We start from the raw sequence: 18,120 nt of genomic DNA on the forward strand, positions 1-18,120 counted from the left end.
GATGAGAGGGAATGAACGGCGAATTCTCATGTGCTGAAGCACTCATGATGCAGTGCTCACGGTGCGAGGCTTATCAGCAAAGCTCACTGGTGAGATGCCCGTTCGAAATAGCGTTTAGCGCCTTCATGCAGCGGGATGGCCAGGCGCTCGCTCATGGCGGGATCGATCTGGCGGGCGCTGGCATTTTCGGCCTGGAACTCTTCCAGATGTTCAAAGATCGCGGCAGTGATGCGCTCGACGGTATCTGCCTCCAGTGAGGTCGGGGCAATCAACATGTTGTAGACCCCGATCAACTCGCCATCGCCTTGGGTGCCATAGACATCTGCTGGAATCGTGACCTTCATGTAGGCAGGATTCTTGTCGATGGCGGTCTGAAGATCGCCGGGCGCAAAGCTCACGAAGCGCAATTTGGCGCCCGCGGCAGCCTGCATGACGGCGCCGGCGGGATAGCCGGACAAGGCCATGGCGGCGTCGACCGTGCCATCGGTCAGCTGACTGAAACCATCGGAGTAGGAAACGAAGCTGGGCGTGATGTCATCCAGTTCCATGTCATTGAGCGGAAACAGGTAGTTGAGAAAGCCCAGAGTGCCGCCGCCAGCGGGCCCTACGGCAACGCGCTTGCCCTTGAGGTCCTTGAAGCTGTGAATGTCGCTATCTGCCAGCACCATCATGTGCAACACGCTAGGGTGCAGGGCGGCCACGGCGCCCATCTCGATGGGGCCGGCGGCCATGTAAGGACCTTCTCCCGCGAGTGCCAGCTTGGCGAGATTGTTGTTGGTCAGCGCAAGCTCAACATCACCACGTCCAAGAAGATTGGGGTTGGCCACAGAGCCGCCGGTCACGATTGGCACCATGCTGATGTCATTACCGGCATGTTCATTGACGAGGTTGGCGATGGCCTGACCCATTGGATAGAAGGCTCCTCCCAATGAGGCTGTCCCCAGACGCAGGCTCTCGGCCTGAACGCTGGAGGCAGCGAGCGCCAGCGTGAGGGTGAGTGTGCTCAGTAATCGGCGTGACACAGTCATGGCGTATTGGCTCCTGGATGATCATCTGGCGTGATGAGGCATTCATTGCGAGCATAGACTTAAAAAATCGATATTTTATAAAAATATCGAAAATTATGACAAAAGTTGTAGAGAGCGCCAGCGGCGAGAAAGCGAGAAAGCGGGTGGGAAAGATCGGGCGGTAGGCAGGAAAACCGATAAGTAGATGAGGGGGGATAGGGTGAGACGAGAAACGACATCAAGAGCAACATCACGCCGGCTAGCGATGAATATCTGACGAGCGATAAAACGAAAAACGCCGCTAAGACAAATGTCTCAGCGGCGTTCAAGCATCATGGCTGGTGGTGAGATATGGGCCCTGTTGGTTCAGCCTGGCAGGCTTTCCTTGAGGTAATCACCGGTGTGATTGTAGTGGCTCAGCATCAGTGAGACCGCAAGATCAGCGTCACGCGCCAGGATGGCATCCGAGAGTTCCTCATGCTCAACCTTTATATCGCGGGTGGGATAAGCCACGACGCCAGACAGCTGACGATAGCGATAATTCTGGTCATAGAGCAGCTCGCACAGCTTGAGCAATATCGATGAGCCACACGCTGACAGGATGGTCATGTGATAGACGCGATGCTGCCTTTCCCAGTCTGCATTAGTCTCGAAGTGATCCGAGGTGGCAGAGCGCGGTAGCCGTGTGAGGCGATACGTTGCCAGCACGATCTGTTCTTCCCAGTGCTTGTCGCCGTTGGTGATTGACTCGCGCAAGGCCCGCTCTTCCAGCCAGCAACGCGTTTTCAGCAGCTCATCGAGTTCCTTCAAGCTGACCTGCGAGACACGGAAGCCGCGCTGATCCAGACGTTCAACGAAATGTTCAGACGTCAGCAGGCTCAAAGCCTCTCGAATCGGGCTGGCACCGACATCATAGCGTTTGCGTAACCCTTCAATCTTGAGCTTCTCTCCCGGCGGCAGAGCGCCGCAAATGATGTCGTTGCGCAGTAGGTGATACACCCGATTCGTCATGGATTCAGAGCTGACAGGGCATGCCAATTCACTGGGGTGTGCAGGTATTTTAACGTTGATATCGGGCATGAAGAATTCCTGTGTGCTTGATGCCCATGGCGAAATGGGCAGTACAGAAGAATGTTATTCCCAGCTAAAAGCCGATTATAGATCAAATTATCGATATTGAGCGTTTATTCATGGCAATACAGGGTTTGCGGCCTGCCGGTCTTGAATGCTGCATTCATTCCAATAACCCAGGTTCCAACGGTATTGGCAAGGAAAGCATCAACGAGGGAGATGTTTTTGCAAAGTGCCGTACTTGGGTGTCAATCCGTCTGATCAAGCATGCCTTGCAAAGGCATCCAGGCCAGCGATAACTGACGGGTAGGCCTAGCTCTATTTTGTGCTTCTTTAGTCGTTAAAATCGATATTTATGTGTTTTTTAATATTTTATCGCTTGCATGGCCTGCACCTGCTGCCTATGTTCCATGAACGAAACATGACGCCACATGTTTCGACACCTCCTTGATGGACAAGACAACAACGATAATAAAGGTGTATCCATGCCATTGAAAATGAAGCAGTTATTAGCCTCGGCCAGTCTCGCAGCCGGACTGGTGGTACTCAGTGCACATGCTGAAGCGGGCATGATCCGCATTGGTCTGGGGGATGTCGCCTCCGTCGAGACGCTGGCCTTCATGGTGGCGCTGGAGCGTGCCAAGGAGCAGGGGCTTGAGTATGAACTGACGACCTTCTCCAAGGAGGAGCTGGCCATTCAGGCGATGATCAGTGGTCAGATTGATGTCGGTATCGGCTCTCCATATTCGATCATCCAGAAATCCAACATACCGGTGCGCAACTTCTTCCAGCTCTCCAAGCTGGTGTTCTATCCGGTGGTCTCCAATGACTACAAGACCTGGCAAGACCTCGATGGTCAGCCCTATACCTTCCATGCGCGGGGCACCGGGACTGAGGCCATCGTTGATATCATCGCGGAGCGGGAGGGCATCACCCTCGGTGATCGTTCCTATGTGCCGGGTTCCGAAAATCGCATCGTGGCCATGATTCGAGGTCAGGTGAAAGCCTCCATCGTGGACCTTGCCAACAAGAATCTCCTTCTCAAGCAGGCAGGAGATCGCTTCCATGTGCTGCCCGGCCTGAAGGATGCCGCCAGTGACGAATTGCTGTTCGCGGATCGTAATTGGGTCGCAAGCCATGAAGACGATGTGGACTTGCTGGTGAAGTCACTGCTCAAGACCTGGCGCGAGATGGTGGCCGACCCGACCATCATCAACAAGGAGCGCGAGCGTTTCGGCTTGCTGGAAGACTTGCCGCATGAATTGCTGGAGGAAGTGGATAGTTATTACGCAGAAGCCGTGGCGGCAGGCGTGTTTGATCCTGAGGGTGGTGGCGAGAAGGCCGCGCGCAGTGATCTGGCCTTCTTTTCCCATGCGGGGCAGCTGGAAGGATCTGCCGAGACATTGAAGATAGAGGATTTCTGGGAGCTGGGGCCGCTTGAAAAGGCCAGACAGTCGTTGGGTGAATAACGTCAAGGCGGCTCGTCGCGAGATGAGATGTTTTCCCGATAGCTCCCAGGAGACTTGGCACCATGCGTGAATTCCTTACACATCCCCGAACGCTGAAGCTGCTTTCCGTCGTGATCGTCTTCAGCGCGTGGGAGATTGCCGGCCGAGTGCCGATCAGCCCAGCCTTTCCTACCTTCACGGACACGATGGGCGCCCTGTATGTGATGCTGACCGACGGCTCAATGCTCAAGGCTTACCCTGAAACACTCAAACCCCTGGTGATAGGGCTGCTTATTTCCGGTGTCTTCGGAGTGGGCAGTGGCGTCGCCATGGGCTTGAACCGCAGTGTCGAGTGGTTCTGCGCTCCCATCTTCATCGTGCTGCAATCGGCGCCGCTGGCAGCATTGATTCCCTTGCTGGTCATGACGTATGGCATTGGCCTGACGGCCAAGGTGTTGGTCGTGTGCATCATGTCGATGCCCGTCATCGTGTTGAATGCCTTCAATGCAGTGCGCCATACGCCCGTGTCGCTGACGGAAATGGGTGCCTCATTCCAGGGGCGTTCACGCGACATCATCATGAAGATCATCATCCCTTCTGCTAGTCCGCTGATCTTTGCCGGGCTACGTCTGGGCGCCTCTGCGGGCTTCATCGGCGCCATTCTCGGGGAGTTGTTGATCACGCCAACCGGTATCGGCGACTTGATCACCTTCAGTCAGTCCAAGGCTGATTACCCCTCCATGTACGCCGCCATCTTCTCGATCATCCTGATCGCCGTGCTGTTTCTCGAGATGCTGGAGCGCGCCGAATATTCGCTGTTCAGACCAGACAAGAGGGTTTCATGATGAATGCACTCAATAGCCATGTGGCGAGTATGAGGCAGGAAACAGCCCCGATGCCGCCGATCGTGATGGATATCAAGGACAGCGTATCGGCCGTGTCCGTAAAGGGAGTCTCAAAGACCTATCCCGGCGGTGTGCAGGCACTGGACAACATGACGCTGGAATTCGTGAAAGGCGAGCTGACCTCATTGTTGGGGCCGTCGGGCTGCGGCAAGACGACATTGTTGAAGATCATTGCGGGCTTGATACCTGCCAGTGCAGGAGAGGTCGTGGTCAATGGGCTTGTCGTCGACAAGCCAGGCGATGACCGCGCCTTCGTCTTTCAGGATTTTGCCTTGCTGCCCTGGGCGACCGTGCTGCGTAACGTGGCCTTCGGGTTGGAGCTCAAGGGAGTCAATCGTCGCGAGCGTGAGGACATTGCCGAGCGCTATATCAACTCCGTGGGGCTCAAGGGGTTCGAGAACAGTTACCCCCATGAGCTGTCCGGTGGAATGCGTCAGCGAGCCGGCCTGGCGCGGGCGCTGGCAATGAATGCCGATGTACTGCTGATGGATGAGCCGTTCTCGGCGGTCGATGAGCAGACGCGTCGCAAGTTCCAGGAAGACATGATCCGTCTGGTCGATGAAGAGAAGAAGACCTTCATCGTGGTGACGCATTCCATTGAGGAAGCGGTGTACATCTCCGACAAGATCGCGCTGCTGCTGCCACGCCCCAGCCGAGTCTCGGAAATCATCAAGCCGGATATCAAACGCGACATCAATCCCGATGCCATGCGACGTGATCCTGCCTATCTGGATACCGTCGAGCGTATCTGGAGCTCATTGCGCCATTACGTGGAATAAGGAGGGCACCATGAAGATATTCGGCTTCCAACTCCCGATGATGTCCTCGCTGTTGATATGGGCAGTACTCTGGGAGATCGTCGGACAGCTACACCTGACCATGCTGTTGCCGCCATTGTCTTCCATCCTGGTTCGGATGACCGAGATCGTACCGACGGCGTCCTTCCTCAGCGCCCTGGGCGAGACGTCGCGGGCTTTTTCAATCGGTACCGGGATCGCCATCGTGATCGGGGTGCCGATGGGCATCCTGATGGGGCAGTCGGTATTGATTGATCGCCTGTTGTTGCCTTGGGTGAACATGTTCCTGAGTGCGCCGCTGACCGCATTGGTACCGGTACTGATGATCCTGTTCGGGATCGGCGAGAAGACCGTCATCATTACCACTGTGCTGTTTGCCATCTGGATCATCGTGCTGGATGCACGGGCGGGCGTGAAGCAGATCTCACTGTCCCTTGTCGAGATGGCCAGCTGCTTTGGTGCCTCGCCTTGGCAGACCTTCCACAAGATCTACTTCTGGGCGGCATTGCCGGAGATTCTGGCAGGCATTCGGATAGGCTTCGTCAGAGCGATAAAAGGCGTCATCATCGGGCAATTGTTGGTCTCGATCATTGGCTTCGGACGCTTGTTCGAACTGTATTCGGCCAACTTCCTGATGGAACCCTTCTGGGCGATTCTGCTGGTGCTGTTCTTCTTCGCCTTTCTCATCTCGGAGTTGCTCTCGATGCTGGAACGGCGATTCTCCTACTATGCCGCTAACAGATGATATGGCAGTGAACAGGTGATATGTATGCCGCGAACGGGTATTGCGCGGCCAACCGTAGGCATGGGGTACATCGATGTCGTCTCGGGCATCAGCCCCTCGTCATGCCACTCTGACAAAGTGATTCTGTCAAAGTGGTTCCGACAAAGTGGTTCCGAAAAAGGACGTTACGAGAATGAATGAATACGTGATCAATCCTCATGCTGTCATCAGTGCTGCCGTTGCCGGTGAAGAGAAACGCTTCCCTATCCGCCGTGTCTACTGCATCGGCCGAAACTATGCCGATCATGCCATCGAGATGGGGCACGATCCGGACCGCGAGCCGCCGTTCTTCTTCCAGAAGAATCCCGACAATGTGTGCAATGTCGATACCTTCCCGTACCCGCCGCAGACCTCTGATGTGCATCACGAGATGGAACTGGTGGTGGCACTCAAGCGTGGCGGTTCCGATATCACGCTCGAGAATGCGCTTGAACATGTTTATGGCTACGCGTTGGGGCTGGACATGACACGGCGTGATCTTCAGGGTGAGATGAAGAAGATGGGACGGCCGTGGGAGATCGGCAAGGCGTTCGAGCATTCAGCACCAATGGGTCCGATACACCCGGTGTCTCGCACTGGCCATCTCGACAAGGGGCGTATCGCGCTGACGGTCAATGGTGAGCTGCGCCAGGAAGGCGACCTTGATCAGATGATCTGGAAGGTGCCGGAGATGATTGCCTATCTCTCGCGCTTCTATACTCTGGCGGCGGGGGACCTGATCATGACGGGAACACCGGCGGGCGTGGGCCCGGTCGAGCGGGGAGATGTGATGGTGGGCACGGTTGAAGGCCTGGGAGAACTCGTCGTGACGGTGGTGTGATAGCCCATCGTGATAGCCCATCCTGATCATCCATCGTCAGGCAATGATGAAAAGCCCACCTGCGGTGATCCGCAGGTGGGCTTTTTCAGTGTGTCTGGCCGTAGGGTCTCTGACTCGTCAATGCTGACTGATCAGCTCTGGCTCACGATTTCAGCTTGATCCAGCATCGCGTGGAAGAGGACGTTGCAGCCTGCGTGCAGATCAGCCGGCGCGGCATTTTCGATCTCGTTGTGGCTGATCCCGCCTTCACAAGGCACGAAGATCATGCCTGCTGGCGCAATGCGGCCCATGAAGATGGCGTCATGGCCCGCACCACTAACGATATCGCGATGGGAATAGCCCAGCTGACTCGCCGCATTGCGCACGGCCGTGACGCAGTTGTCGGCGAAATGTTCCGGCACGAAGTCCGCAGTCGGGGTCAATTCTGCACTCAGACGATGGCGTTGGCTGACGTCCTGGACGATCTGCTTGAGCTCTTCTGCCATGGCGGTGAGGGAGTCCGGTTCCAGTGAGCGCAGGTCGATGGTCATGTTGACCTGGCCCGGAATGACGTTTCGTGAGCCGGGATAGACCTGCATCATTCCCACGGTGCCACGACCATGCGGTTGGTGATCCATGGCGATACGGTTGACGGCCACGGTGATCTCGGCGGCGCCGAGCATGGCATCCTGGCGCAGTGTCATGGGCGTCGGACCAGCGTGAGCTTCCTGGCCGGTCAACGTCAGGTCGAACCAGCGCTGACCCAGCGCCCCCATCACCACGCCGATGGTGGTCTCCTCATCTTCCAGAATCGGCCCCTGCTCGATATGGCTTTCGAAGAAGGCGCGCACGTTCTCGCGCGACACCTCATCATTGCCACGATAACCGATGGCATCGAGCGCTTCGCCCGCGGTCACGCCGTCGGTGTCCTTTTGCGCGAGCATCTCGTGCAGTGACAGTTGGCCGGTATGAACACCGGAGCCCATCATGCAGGGGGCGAAGCGACAGCCTTCCTCGTTGGTCCAGACAACGACCTCGACCGGACAGCGCGTCTTGATGCCGTATTGGTTGAGGCTACGCAATACCTCAAGCCCAGCCATCACCCCGAAGCAGCCATCGAACTTGCCGCCAGTCGGTTGAGTATCGATGTGGCTACCTGTCATCACGGCGGGGGCGTCGGGCTCCGTGCCGGCGCGGCGGGCAAAGATGTTGCCGATGGCGTCGATGCGTATCGTGCAACCTTCGGCCTTGCACCACTCGATGAAGAGATCGCGCGCCTGGCGATCAAGCTCGGTCAGCGCCTGGCGATTGACGCCCCCCTTGGGTGTGGCGCCCAGCTTGGCCAGCGTCATCAAGGATTGCCACAGTCGATCGCTGTCGGTGCGCAGCTCGGTCAATGCATTGGTTTGCGTCTTGTCCTGTTGTGCCGTCGTCATCGGTCTTCCTCTTGTTATTGTTGATGTGTCGCCATGGAATTGAGGGGTAATCCTGCTGTGGCAGCGATACCCATGAAGCTCGAGGTTCGAGAGATTGAAGCTTCGAGAGGCTAAATCCTCTGGGAGTCGTTGGCTTACCGTTGCTCTGTGACCAGCAGCTGGCTGGCCATTTCCATCTCCAGCGCCGTCATGTGGTGCTCGGCGTCTCGCATGTGTTCTGTCATCAGCTGGCGGACCCGCTCGGTGTTCTCATCTCGAAAGGCAGTGATCAGTTCACCGTGATAATGCTGATTGGCTTGATCGAACTGCTTGCGCTCCGGCAGGTAGGCCTTCTTGATCACGACCAGCTCATGCAGCATGTCATTGAGGAACTGGCACATGAAGCTCAATAGCGGGTTGGGGCAGGCGCGTGCCAGCACCTGATGAAATTCCAGTTCCAGGAAACGCTGCCGACGTTGGTCTTCCTCTTCATGAGGATGGCAGCTGCATTCACCGACGTTGTACTCAAGCGCGGTGAAGTCATCCTCACTGAGCAGGCCCACCACCGAGGCGGCCATCTCGACCTCCAGTAAGCGTCGCAGCTGATAGACCTGTGCTCCATTCAATGTCTTGAAGTGCAGAAAACTTCGCAGCATGCGGCTGGCGGGTTCCATGCCTGGCGCATTCAGAATGGCGCCCCCATTGGGGCCGGTCTTGAGGGTGATCAGGCCCTCGACTTCCAGAATCATCAGCGCCTCGCGCAGAGTCCCCTTGGCGCAGCCATAAAGCGCCATCAGTGCTTTCTCGTTGGGCAGGCGATCGCCCTCGCTCAAACCATCGCGCACGATGGAGCGCCGCAGATCATCACTGATCAATTCGGCCAGTTTCTGGCGGCGTGGCGCTCCCGAGAGGGAGGGTGCCTGTGAAGAGATTGGCGGCATGGTGTGTCCTGAAAGGGTCTATCAATCTATTTATTCGTATAAATAAGATTTAGTCGCCCTACGTGAAGCTGTCAACTACCGCTGACTGCCTCATGGCACTGAAGCTTGCGGTGATCATCGCTTTCTGAATTGCTCTCGACTGTTCGCTACCTTCACCACTGAAGTCAATTTATGAGTCTATGCTAATTGAGATGGGTTGAGTTCGAGGTCGCGTTCATGTTGCAGTGCGGGAGATCGCACTGAAACGATCTCAATCGCGCGCCTTTCCGCAATCGCAAGGAGGTAGCATGGACAAGCAATCTCTCATATCCACCCCTGGTGCTCGTATTGTCATCGTCGGGGGTGGTGCTGGCGGTCTTGAGTTGGCGGTCCGACTGGCCAGGGCTGGCCATGACGACGTGGTGCTGGTGGACCGACAGACCACGCATGTCTGGAAGCCCAGGTTGCATGAAGTCGCCGCAGGATTGGGGCGTCGTCACGTCGATGCACTGGGTTATGCCGGCTTGGCGGAGACCTGGGGCTTTCGTTTTGAATGCGGCACGCTCGAGTCGATCGATGTGGAGCATCAGCAGATCACGCTTGCCTCTATCCATGGCCCTATCAGCGAGTGCTCAATAGACGGCCAGTCTCGTGCCCTGCCACAAGACACCAGGATCGAGGTGCCGTCTCGCGTACTGGACTATCGGCAACTGGTGTTGGCGCTTGGCGGCGTGACGCCCGACATGGGCGTTGAAGGTGTGCTGGAGCATGCCTGTCTACTGGACACGCCTGAGGATGCAGAGCGCATTGCTGAGCGCTACTCGCGGGGTCTGCTGGCGCATCACGTCAGACACGGCATGAGCGTCTGTGAAACTGCCGGCGAAACGGATGAATCGACTCAGGCAGCAGTCAATACGCCGTATCGCGTGGTGATCGTGGGGTCCGGCGCGACCGGGGTGGAGCTTGCCGCCTATCTGGCGAGTGGGGCGCATAGTGCATTGGAAGCGCCGGCCCACGGGGACAACGAGGTGGAAATCACGATTCTGGAGGCGACAGAGACCTTCATGCCCGGGGTGTCCGAGACACTGCGCGAGGCGATACATCAACGCCTGGTCGCGGCCGGGATTCGCATCGAACTGTCGTGTCAGGTGTCTGCCGTGACACCGGATCAGGTCAAGACAGCAGCGCAGGAGGGTGATGAGACATCCGAAAGCATCTTTGCGTCTGACCTGGTGATCTGGGCCGCAGGGCGAGTCGGCCCTCCCATCGTGGAGCGTATCGAGGCGCTCGCGAGCAACAAGAAGCGACAATGGAGCGTCACCAACGGCCTGCAATGTCTCGAACAGGACGCCATCTTCGCACTGGGCGACTGCTCCTGCATCGAGAACTCACCGGTACCGCCTACCGCGCAGGTCGCGAGTGAGCAGGCTGAATTTCTCGCCGAGGAGCTCCCGCGTCGACTGAAGGGCGAAGCCCCGCGTGAATTCGTCTTTGATGACAAGGGCACCTTGCTGTCGTTGGGCGCGGCGGGCAGCGTCGGCGAGCTGACCGGGAAGCTCACCGACAGATTCTCAGGCCAGGGCCATGATGATCTGCAAGTCCGCGGGCGTTTCGCCCGTGCGGCGTATCATGGCCTGCAACGTCAGCACCAGTTCGTGCTGCTGGGCCCCGTCAAGGGGACGGCGGAAGCCGTCAGTGATGCCTTCCGCCGCACGCTGAGCCCGCGCCTCAAAGTGCATTGAGGCGTCGCTCTGCTTCTCAGCGCCAGGTGACGCCCGGTAGCGGGTAGGTGCCTGGTCTGAGAATGCGCGTATCCACATCATGAATGTCACGCAAGCCACAGAGCGCCAGCGTAGTGTCGAGTTCCTTGTGGATGATCTCGAGTGTCCGAGTCACGCCTTCCTCGCCCATGGCACCCAGTCCATACAGGAAGGCACGTCCCAGATAGACCCCCTTGGCTCCCATCGCAATGGCCTTGAGGACATCCTGCCCTGAGCGGATACCCCCATCCATGTGGACCTCGGTCCTGTCGCCGACCGCTGCGAGAATATCCGGCAGCGCGGAGATGGAAGACGCGGCCCCATCCAGCTGACGCCCGCCGTGATTGGAGACGATCACGGCATCTGCCCCGGCTTGCACGGCCATCTCGGCATCTTCCGGATCCATAATGCCCTTGATGATCAGCTTGCCGCCCCAGCGATCCTTGATCCACTTGATATCGTCCCAGCTCAGGCTGGGGTCGAACTGGCTGGCGGTCCACTTCGAGAGTGAACTCAAGTTCTCGGCGTCCTTCACGTGACCGGCGATATTGCCGAAGCTATGACGTTTCGTTTTCAGCATGCCCGCACACCAGCGCCATTTGGTGGCCAGGTTCAGCGCAGTGGCGACGGTCGGGCGCGGTGGAACGCTCAGCCCATTGATCAAATCCTTGTGGCGTTGACCGATGATCTGAAGATCTGCAGTCAGCACCAGTGCGGAGCACTCGGCCGCCTTGGCACGATCGATCAGTCGGCCGACGTAGTCCTTGTCACGCATCACGTAGAGCTGAAACCAGAATGGCCGGGTGCTGACCGAAGCGACATCCTCGATGGAGCAGATGCTCATGGTCGAGAGGGTGAAGGGAATGCCGAAATTGCCGGCGGCCCGTGCGGCCAGCATCTCACCATCGGCATGCTGCATGCCGGTCAACCCGGTCGGGGCAATTGCCACTGGCATGGCCACTTCCTCGCCCAGCATCGTGGTGCGCAGGGTGCGATTGTCCATGTCGACCATCACCCGCTGACGAAATCCGATGGATTGAAAGTCGGCTTCATTGGCACGGTAGGTGCCTTCCGTCCATGAACCCGAGTCTGCGTAGTCGTAGAACATCCTGGGGACGCGGCGGCGTGCCAGACGTTGCAGGTCGTTGATGCAGGTGATGGTCATTCATGACTCCATCCAGGACAAGAGCGTGAGTGAAAGGGTATCTGAGGCTCAACGGGGTGGTAAAAGCGCCGCGTCAGCATCGGACGAGACGCATCGGCAGCCCCACTGTCTATTACCGGAGCCAGCATGAGCTATTGGCGATACGTCTACTTATGCATCATTTCGCCTGCCGGAGGGCGGCAGGCAGATGATCTTTCAGGCGTCTATTGCTGAGAATGATGCATGGGGGCGTTATCGCGTCTTTCATCGAGCCCCGTTTAGCCTGATTGCGCAGTCGTTACAGATTGTCATTTTCGGATGGCATACTGTGGAGTCATCATGTTTCCGGTGCTGGTGGAGAAAGCGAATGAATCAGGCCTGGCCTGAAAGTACGCGTGATAACCTGCGATTCCTGTGTTCTGAAGTCGACAATCAGTTCGCGTGTCTCCAGGCATTCGTATCGACACCGACAGCCGCGCTTGCCCGCAAGCTGCTTGACCGGCAGGGGTATGCGCAAAACCTGTGTCTGCGAATCGAGCAGGCATGTCCGGATGCGCGGACTCACAAGCGTTCGCAAGCTCGCGCGCGCTTTCAACAGAGCCTCGTCGACGTCGCCAGCGGCCTGGCACGGCTGAGTGAATTGGCGCGCGGCTGTCTGGAACAGCTGATTCGTATCGATGATAGCCAGCTCATTGACGACGTCGTGCTGATCAAATCATTGCGCCGGGTAAGACGCGGCATCTTGCGCAGCGAAATGTCACTCGAAAATGGCTCATTGTCCCTGTCGCTCAAGCTGGCCCGCAGCCGAGACAAGCTCAAACGCGACAGTGAAACGCGCATTGCTGGTTTGACGGGACAGCTGAAGAAGAAGCGCGCACCCGCTGAGGATCTGACGCATCTGCTGTTTGTGGCACGCGAGATCGAGCAGATGGGAGAGGTGCTGGGGCAACTTGGAGAAGCCGTCATCTCGGCAGCGCTGGGCCAGTCGCTGAATTTCGAGCGCTACGCCTCATTGACACACCTGGTCAACGAGCTGGGCAGTGGCAGCCCAAATACCGCTGACATGCATGTCGAGACACTGGCCGAGACTCGTTCTGGTAGCCGCATTTCGGGGATTGCTGCCTCAGGGTCTTCCCGTGCAGCCTTGGGCCATGATTCACACGGCGCGACTGATGCAGATACTCATGATGGCCAGTCCGCTGCCAGCAACGACAAGAGCTCGGTCAGGAAAGAGGGCAAAGGCAGTCGTTCAGCGTCATCACCCAGCGAGTATCTGGCCATCTTCAAGGATGGCCTGGAACGCAAGGTCGAAGAGGAGCGAGTCGGGGTTGAGCGTTGGCACGACATCTATCCGGGCATTGCACCTCGCATTCTTTCTCACCATCAGCAGGGCGACAGTGCCGCGCTACTGATTGAGCACCTGCCGGGCATGACGATCGAGCATATATTGATCAATGAGGATGCTGCACTCAATCGCCAGGCGCAGACAGTGTTGGTCGAGACGCTCTTCGATGTCTGGGGAGTGACGCGACAGAATACGCCGGTGCACGCCGCTCACATGCGCCAGCTCCTCAAACGACTGGCGGATGTCTATCAGATTCACCCGGAATTCAAGGAATGTGGCGTCAGCCTCTGCGGGCGGCCACAGGCGTCGCTTGAGCAGTTGGTCGAACAGGCCACGCGCGTCGAGACAACGCTGCAAGCCCCATTCTCGGTCTACATCCATGGGGACTTCAATGTGGACAATATCCTCTACGATCCCGTGGCGCAGCGTATCCGTTTCATCGACCTGCACCGTTCGGCCTACATGGATTACGTCCAGGATGTGGCAGTCTTCATGGTGTCTCACTATCGACTGCAATTGACGGATGACGTGCTGCGCGCGCGTATCCTGTCCATGGCCTTGCGGTTTGCACACAAGGCACGTCGTTTCGCCGAGATGCAGGAGGATGCCACCTTCGAGCCGCGTCTCGCGCTGGGGCTGGCGCGTTCATTTGCCACCTCGACACGCTTCATTCTTGATGCCGGACTGGCGGGACGCATGTTCATGCGGGCCCGCTTCATTCTGGAACATCTTCTAGCGGCTGACCTGTCACGTCCCGCTGATTACCGCTTACCTCTAGAGGAGTTGTTTGTTGATTAATCTCAAAATCGGGGTGGTCGGTATTCCCGGCAAATGGTCCACCGAGGTGCTGGCGGATCTCATCGAAGCGCGTAGCGGATTTCGTCTGGTGATCGACATGGCTGCCGTCTCACTGGACCTCGACAGTGGCCAGTTGCTCTATCGCGACGCGCAAGGAGAAATGCACGATCTCAGCGAGCTGGATGCCCTTGTCGTCAAGAAGATCAGTCGTGAGTACGCTCCCGGCAGTCTGGATCGACTGGAATTGCTGCGTGTCGCTGAGGCGCGTGGCGTGCGCGTGTTCAGTCGCGCAGAGAGCATGATTCGTCTGATCGATCGCCTGAGCTGCAGCGTGACGATGGCCAATGCCGGCATCCCGATGCCGGCCACGTTGGTGACGGAAGACATCACTGCAGCCTGTGCCGCCGTCAAGCGCTACGGTGCTGCGGTATTCAAGCCCTTGTTCTCCACCAAGGCGCGCGGCATGTGCATCATCGAGGACACGGGTGATGACCTGGCGCTGGAAGCTGCCGTCCGTGATTTCTCGGCCTTGCACCCGATGATGTATCTGCAGCAGCGTCTGAATCTGCCGGGGCAGGATTACGGCATGGTATTCGTGGGCGGCCGCTACCTGTGCAGTTATGCACGCATGAGTGGTGGCGACGCATGGAATACCACCATCCATGCGGGAGGCAAGTACGCACCCTTCACGCCCTCGGATGACCTGATCGCGCTGGCAGAACGCGCGCAGGCGCCATTCAATCTTGATTTCACCACGGTAGATGTCGCTTTGACCGATGATGGTCCAATCGTCTTCGAAGTCTCAGCCTTCGGTGGTTTTCGCGGGGCGTTGGAGGGGGCAGGGGTGGATGCCGCCGCAGCCTATCTGGATCACGTGCTAGAGGTACTGTCATGAATGCCTCGCTACGCGAATCGATCACGACTCTGGGCAGCAGACCTTTCGCGCAATGGCGGGCAGACGAGTGCTTCGGCGCGTTGTCGCAAGGGACGGCGTTGCTGGACGATGTCCTGTATTTCAAGGCGGAGGGCTTCCGTCTATGCCTGAAGACCGATCACCCTGAACTGCTCACGCGTCTTGCGGACTACTTCCGACATTGCGCGCAGATCCTGCCATCGACGAGGCTTCATGAGGTGGCCGGTCAGGATGTGCCGATCATGCATGCGCTGAGTGCACCACGACTGGAAGATTCCCCGCGGGCTGAAGCGTTGGGACTGGTGCCCGAGGCATTTGTTGATTGGCAGCCGGAGCCGGGCAAGACGCGACGCAAGGATGCGATCATCGAGCTTGTTGATGCTCGCCTGATCTTCAAGGTGCGCACCGGCATGTGCTTCTTGCGCAGCCGTGAACACAATCTCGCCTTTGGTCCCTGTGCTGACAACGAGAGCCAGATCATCAATTTTCTACTGACGCAGCACATGTCTTACCTGCAGCATCAGGGCGGGTTGATCTGTCATGCCTCGGCGATTGCCAAGGGGGATCGCGCGGTCGCGATCGCCGCGTTCTCCGGCGGGGGAAAGTCCACCACCATGGTGGCAGCGCTGGAGCATCCCGCGCTTGATTTCATCAGCAATGACCGCGTCTTCATCATGCCGGCGTTGTCTGAGGAGTCGCTGGAAGAAGAGGTGCCGCAAGGCCATTTGCCATCAGACCTTTTGCTAGCAGGTCAGTCGCTGACAGGTCAGCCACCAAGAGTCTGCGGCATTGCCAAGTTGCCCCGTATCAATCCAGGTACCATGCTGAACAATCCCAGGTTGCGCCCCTTGTTGACGCCTGAGTGCGTTGCGGCATGTGAAGCCATGCCCATCGATGAGCTCTGGGATCTGGAAGACAAGCACGATCTCATCATTCCCGATGTCTATGGGCCGGATCGCATTCGTCCCAGCGGCATATTGTCTGCCGTGCTGATTCTCAATTGGACACGTGGCAGTCAGGCGCCTCTGGAGGTCAAGGAGGTGGACGTCATGGCGAATGCCTCACTGATGCGCGCCGTGATGAAAACGCCGGGGCCTTTCCATCAGCTGTCAGACGGACGTTTCATCGCCAATGGCACTCTGCTGGATCCTGTCCCCTATCTGGCTCGCTTGAAGCAGGTGCGTGTCCTTGAGGTAACGGGTGGCGTGGATTTTGCCAGACTGATTGATGGTCATCTCAACCCCTTGCTGGAGGTATGACCATGCGCCATGAATTGCTGTTGATGCGCCATGGGAAATCCGATGGAACGGTAGCGACGGATGACTTTCACCGCCCCTTGAAAGAGCGTGGCAAGCGGGGTGCCCAACGCATGGGTGCCTGGCTGGCTCAGCAGGATCTCGTGCCTCAAGTCATCATGAGCTCGCCGGCACTGCGTGCGCGAGCGACTGCCGAAAAGTGTGTCAAATCGATGGGGCTGGGCGTCGATGTGATCGAGCTCAAGCCGGCGCTTTATTGCGAGGACGAAAAGCCGCTCTTGAAGACACTGAGGGCCTGCCCTGATAGCGTCACGCGCCTGATGGTGGTGTGTCACAACCCAGCGCTGGAAGATGCGGTGGTCTGGCTGACGGGCAAGCGTCCACGTCCGCCCAAGGCGACCAAGTTGGTGCCCACGGCAGCCGTCGTCAGGCTGAGCTTCGAGGGCAGCTGGGACTCACTGCGCTCCGGTCAGATGCAGCTTGAACTGATTCAGCGGGTGCGGTCCTTGCCGGAAGGATTTCCGTGGCCATTCCCGGGCGGTGATGAACGGCGTGAGCGTCCTGCCTATTACTACCAGCAATCTGCTGTCTTGCCGTGTCGCTGGGAGGATGGTCGCCTGGAAGTTCTGTTGATTGGTTCGTCTTCTGATCGTCATTGGAGCCTCCCCAAGGGCATTGTTGAGCCCGGTTTGAGTCCGCTGGCGTCTGCTCTCAAGGAAGCACAGGAGGAGGCGGGAATCGAGGGCGAGGCGCTTGAACACGCCCCTATCTACTTCACGTATGAGAAGTGGGGCGCGCCGGTCGAGGTCTGCCTGTTCGCGGTCGAGGTCGCGCGTGAGCTGGAAGAAAATGAGCGTGAAGAACCCCATCGGAGCCGTCGTTGGGTGTCCGCCGATGCAGCACCGGCGCTTCTTGGCAGACGCGAGCTTGGCGATGCGGTCAGTACCTTGGTGGGGTCGCTCGAGGCAAAAGCCTCATGACAGGACCATTCCCTCGGCGTGTGGCATTGATACGCCATGGCGAATATCACCAACAGCCTGATACGCCGAGCGCCCATCAACCCCATCCATTGACTCGTGAGGGTGAGGTACATGCCGAAGCCGGAGCACAGGAGGTACTGGCGCTCTGTCATCTTCATGGTTGGCAGATCGAGGATTGCCTGCATAGCTCCACGCTACTTCGTGCATGGCAGACTGGGTCATTCATGGCTGCCACTCTCGAACGCGCGCTTGGGCAGCCTTTCAAACTCATCACACACGATGTGCTGTGCGAGCGGAGTCTTGGCAGTGCCGCTAATCTGACCGCCAGGCAGATTGAGCATGTCATATCACAGGACCCGCGCATGTCGGCTCTGCCCAATGACTGGAAGTCGAACAGCCATTATCGTTTGCCCTTGCCAGGGGCCGAGTCACTGCTTCAGGCGGGAGAGCGTGTCGCAGCATATCTGCATGCCTTGCCGCTGCCTGCGTCATCCGCCTCACTGACATTGGTGATCGGTCACGGTGCGGCATTTCGGCATGCGGCGCATCTTCTTGGTGTGCTCGCGTTCGAGGAGATCGCACGTCTTAGCATGCATCATGGTCGTCCCGTGATCCTAGAAGAAGTGCTCCTGGAAGACGTATGCGAGGCTGAAGATGACAACGCACTTCAAGCTGCGAGTGCTCCTGAAGATGTGCGTACAACGACCCAGTGGCGTCATGTGGCGGGAGAGTGGAAACAACGCAAGTTACACGAATCTGCACGAGATTGAGCCATGGC

The 18,120-nt window shown here is 58.0% G+C and carries 16 protein-coding genes; 11 read left to right on the forward strand and 5 right to left on the reverse strand.

What is annotated here, in order from left to right:
- Nucleotides 1-83 precede the first annotated feature (83 nt).
- Both GQR90_RS07505 and GQR90_RS07510 read right to left on the reverse strand, forming a co-directional pair.
- The gene (locus GQR90_RS07505; protein ID WP_158773553.1) at nt 84-1,028 is read right to left on the reverse strand and encodes a TAXI family TRAP transporter solute-binding subunit; all 945 of its coding nucleotides are present in this window, start codon (nt 1,026-1,028) and stop codon (nt 84-86) included.
- Between the two features lie 345 nt (nt 1,029-1,373).
- Nucleotides 1,374-2,087: a GntR family transcriptional regulator gene (locus GQR90_RS07510; protein WP_158773554.1), complete on the reverse strand. Its 714-nt coding sequence runs from the start codon at nt 2,085-2,087 to the stop codon at nt 1,374-1,376.
- A 476-nt stretch (nt 2,088-2,563) separates the two neighbouring features.
- Between GQR90_RS07510 and GQR90_RS07515 the strand changes: the two genes are divergently transcribed.
- The 5 genes from GQR90_RS07515 to GQR90_RS07535 all read left to right on the forward strand — a co-directional run bounded on the left by GQR90_RS07515 (nt 2,564) and on the right by GQR90_RS07535 (nt 6,832).
- Entirely contained in the window at nt 2,564-3,547 is a 984-nt protein-coding gene (locus GQR90_RS07515) for an ABC transporter substrate-binding protein (protein ID WP_199269491.1), read from the forward strand.
- Between the two features lie 62 nt (nt 3,548-3,609).
- Nucleotides 3,610-4,371: an ABC transporter permease gene (locus tag GQR90_RS07520; RefSeq protein WP_158773555.1), complete on the forward strand. Its 762-nt coding sequence runs from the start codon at nt 3,610-3,612 to the stop codon at nt 4,369-4,371.
- On the forward strand, nt 4,368-5,210 hold the full coding sequence (locus tag GQR90_RS07525; protein WP_199269492.1) for an ABC transporter ATP-binding protein: 843 nt from the start codon (nt 4,368-4,370) through the stop codon (nt 5,208-5,210). Before GQR90_RS07520 ends, GQR90_RS07525 begins: the two co-directional genes overlap by 4 nt.
- 10 nt (nt 5,211-5,220) lie before the next feature.
- Nucleotides 5,221-5,973 carry an ABC transporter permease gene (locus tag GQR90_RS07530; protein ID WP_158773556.1) on the forward strand — a complete coding sequence of 251 codons (753 nt, stop codon included), beginning with the start codon at nt 5,221-5,223 and terminating at the stop codon, nt 5,971-5,973.
- 172 nt (nt 5,974-6,145) lie between these two features.
- Nucleotides 6,146-6,832 carry a fumarylacetoacetate hydrolase family protein gene (locus tag GQR90_RS07535; protein ID WP_158773557.1) on the forward strand — a complete coding sequence of 229 codons (687 nt, stop codon included), beginning with the start codon at nt 6,146-6,148 and terminating at the stop codon, nt 6,830-6,832.
- A gap of 131 nt (nt 6,833-6,963) precedes the next feature.
- Here the strand turns inward: GQR90_RS07535 and GQR90_RS07540 are convergent, their stop codons facing one another.
- Together GQR90_RS07540 and GQR90_RS07545 are read right to left on the reverse strand one after the other, a co-directional pair.
- Nucleotides 6,964-8,247: a Zn-dependent hydrolase gene (locus GQR90_RS07540; protein ID WP_158773558.1), complete on the reverse strand. Its 1,284-nt coding sequence runs from the start codon at nt 8,245-8,247 to the stop codon at nt 6,964-6,966.
- A gap of 134 nt (nt 8,248-8,381) precedes the next feature.
- A complete protein-coding gene (locus GQR90_RS07545) occupies nt 8,382-9,167 on the reverse strand; it encodes a FadR/GntR family transcriptional regulator (protein WP_158773559.1) in 786 nt (261 codons plus the stop codon).
- Nucleotides 9,168-9,454: 287 nt separating this feature from the next.
- Between GQR90_RS07545 and GQR90_RS07550 the strand changes: the two genes are divergently transcribed.
- Nucleotides 9,455-10,888 (forward strand): NAD(P)/FAD-dependent oxidoreductase, encoded by a 1,434-nt coding sequence (locus GQR90_RS07550; protein ID WP_158773560.1) that lies wholly within the window; start codon nt 9,455-9,457, stop codon nt 10,886-10,888.
- Between the two features lie 16 nt (nt 10,889-10,904).
- On the opposite strand, the gene GQR90_RS07555 is transcribed toward GQR90_RS07550, so the two are convergent.
- Nucleotides 10,905-12,071 (reverse strand): alpha-hydroxy acid oxidase, encoded by a 1,167-nt coding sequence (locus GQR90_RS07555; protein WP_158773561.1) that lies wholly within the window; start codon nt 12,069-12,071, stop codon nt 10,905-10,907.
- Nucleotides 12,072-12,417: 346 nt separating this feature from the next.
- Between GQR90_RS07555 and GQR90_RS07560 the strand changes: the two genes are divergently transcribed.
- Genes GQR90_RS07560 through GQR90_RS07580 form a run of 5 tightly spaced genes read left to right on the forward strand, consistent with a single transcriptional unit; the run spans nt 12,418 to nt 18,112 of the window.
- The gene (locus GQR90_RS07560; RefSeq protein ID WP_158773562.1) at nt 12,418-14,193 is read left to right on the forward strand and encodes a phosphotransferase; all 1,776 of its coding nucleotides are present in this window, start codon (nt 12,418-12,420) and stop codon (nt 14,191-14,193) included.
- Nucleotides 14,186-15,088, forward strand: coding sequence for a GAK system ATP-grasp enzyme (locus tag GQR90_RS07565; RefSeq protein WP_158773563.1), 903 nt, complete (start codon nt 14,186-14,188; stop codon nt 15,086-15,088). The genes GQR90_RS07560 and GQR90_RS07565 overlap by 8 nt, the downstream gene beginning before the upstream one ends.
- The gene (locus tag GQR90_RS07570) at nt 15,085-16,365 is read left to right on the forward strand and encodes an HprK-related kinase B (RefSeq protein WP_158773564.1); all 1,281 of its coding nucleotides are present in this window, start codon (nt 15,085-15,087) and stop codon (nt 16,363-16,365) included. Before GQR90_RS07565 ends, GQR90_RS07570 begins: the two co-directional genes overlap by 4 nt.
- 2 nt (nt 16,366-16,367) lie before the next feature.
- Nucleotides 16,368-17,342, forward strand: a complete 975-nt coding sequence (locus GQR90_RS07575; RefSeq protein ID WP_158773565.1) for an NUDIX domain-containing protein — start codon at nt 16,368-16,370, stop codon at nt 17,340-17,342.
- On the forward strand, nt 17,339-18,112 hold the full coding sequence (locus GQR90_RS07580; protein WP_158773566.1) for a histidine phosphatase family protein: 774 nt from the start codon (nt 17,339-17,341) through the stop codon (nt 18,110-18,112). Before GQR90_RS07575 ends, GQR90_RS07580 begins: the two co-directional genes overlap by 4 nt.
- The last annotated feature ends 8 nt before the right edge of the window (nt 18,113-18,120 follow it).

Origin of the sequence: Cobetia sp. L2A1 (assembly GCF_009796845.1) — a bacterium.
Classification (GTDB): Bacteria; Pseudomonadota; Gammaproteobacteria; order Pseudomonadales; family Halomonadaceae; genus Cobetia.

What these genes read in the sequence shown, in the direction of transcription:
- GQR90_RS07515 (WP_199269491.1), top strand. Translation starts at nt 2,564, where the DNA reads ATGCCATTGAAAATGAAGCAGTTATTAGCCTCGGCCAGTCTCGCAGCC.
- GQR90_RS07545 (WP_158773559.1), bottom strand. Translation starts at nt 9,167, where the DNA reads ATGCCGCCAATCTCTTCACAGGCACCCTCCCTCTCGGGAGCGCCACGC.
- GQR90_RS07560 (WP_158773562.1), top strand. Translation starts at nt 12,418, where the DNA reads ATGAATCAGGCCTGGCCTGAAAGTACGCGTGATAACCTGCGATTCCTG.
- GQR90_RS07575 (WP_158773565.1), top strand. Translation starts at nt 16,368, where the DNA reads ATGCGCCATGAATTGCTGTTGATGCGCCATGGGAAATCCGATGGAACG.
- GQR90_RS07550 (WP_158773560.1), top strand. Translation starts at nt 9,455, where the DNA reads ATGGACAAGCAATCTCTCATATCCACCCCTGGTGCTCGTATTGTCATC.
- GQR90_RS07510 (WP_158773554.1), bottom strand. Translation starts at nt 2,087, where the DNA reads ATGCCCGATATCAACGTTAAAATACCTGCACACCCCAGTGAATTGGCA.
- GQR90_RS07535 (WP_158773557.1), top strand. Translation starts at nt 6,146, where the DNA reads ATGAATGAATACGTGATCAATCCTCATGCTGTCATCAGTGCTGCCGTT.
- GQR90_RS07520 (WP_158773555.1), top strand. Translation starts at nt 3,610, where the DNA reads ATGCGTGAATTCCTTACACATCCCCGAACGCTGAAGCTGCTTTCCGTC.
- GQR90_RS07570 (WP_158773564.1), top strand. Translation starts at nt 15,085, where the DNA reads ATGAATGCCTCGCTACGCGAATCGATCACGACTCTGGGCAGCAGACCT.
- GQR90_RS07505 (WP_158773553.1), bottom strand. Translation starts at nt 1,028, where the DNA reads ATGACTGTGTCACGCCGATTACTGAGCACACTCACCCTCACGCTGGCG.
- GQR90_RS07530 (WP_158773556.1), top strand. Translation starts at nt 5,221, where the DNA reads ATGAAGATATTCGGCTTCCAACTCCCGATGATGTCCTCGCTGTTGATA.
- GQR90_RS07540 (WP_158773558.1), bottom strand. Translation starts at nt 8,247, where the DNA reads ATGACGACGGCACAACAGGACAAGACGCAAACCAATGCATTGACCGAG.
- GQR90_RS07580 (WP_158773566.1), top strand. Translation starts at nt 17,339, where the DNA reads ATGACAGGACCATTCCCTCGGCGTGTGGCATTGATACGCCATGGCGAA.
- GQR90_RS07555 (WP_158773561.1), bottom strand. Translation starts at nt 12,071, where the DNA reads ATGACCATCACCTGCATCAACGACCTGCAACGTCTGGCACGCCGCCGC.
- GQR90_RS07525 (WP_199269492.1), top strand. Translation starts at nt 4,368, where the DNA reads ATGATGAATGCACTCAATAGCCATGTGGCGAGTATGAGGCAGGAAACA.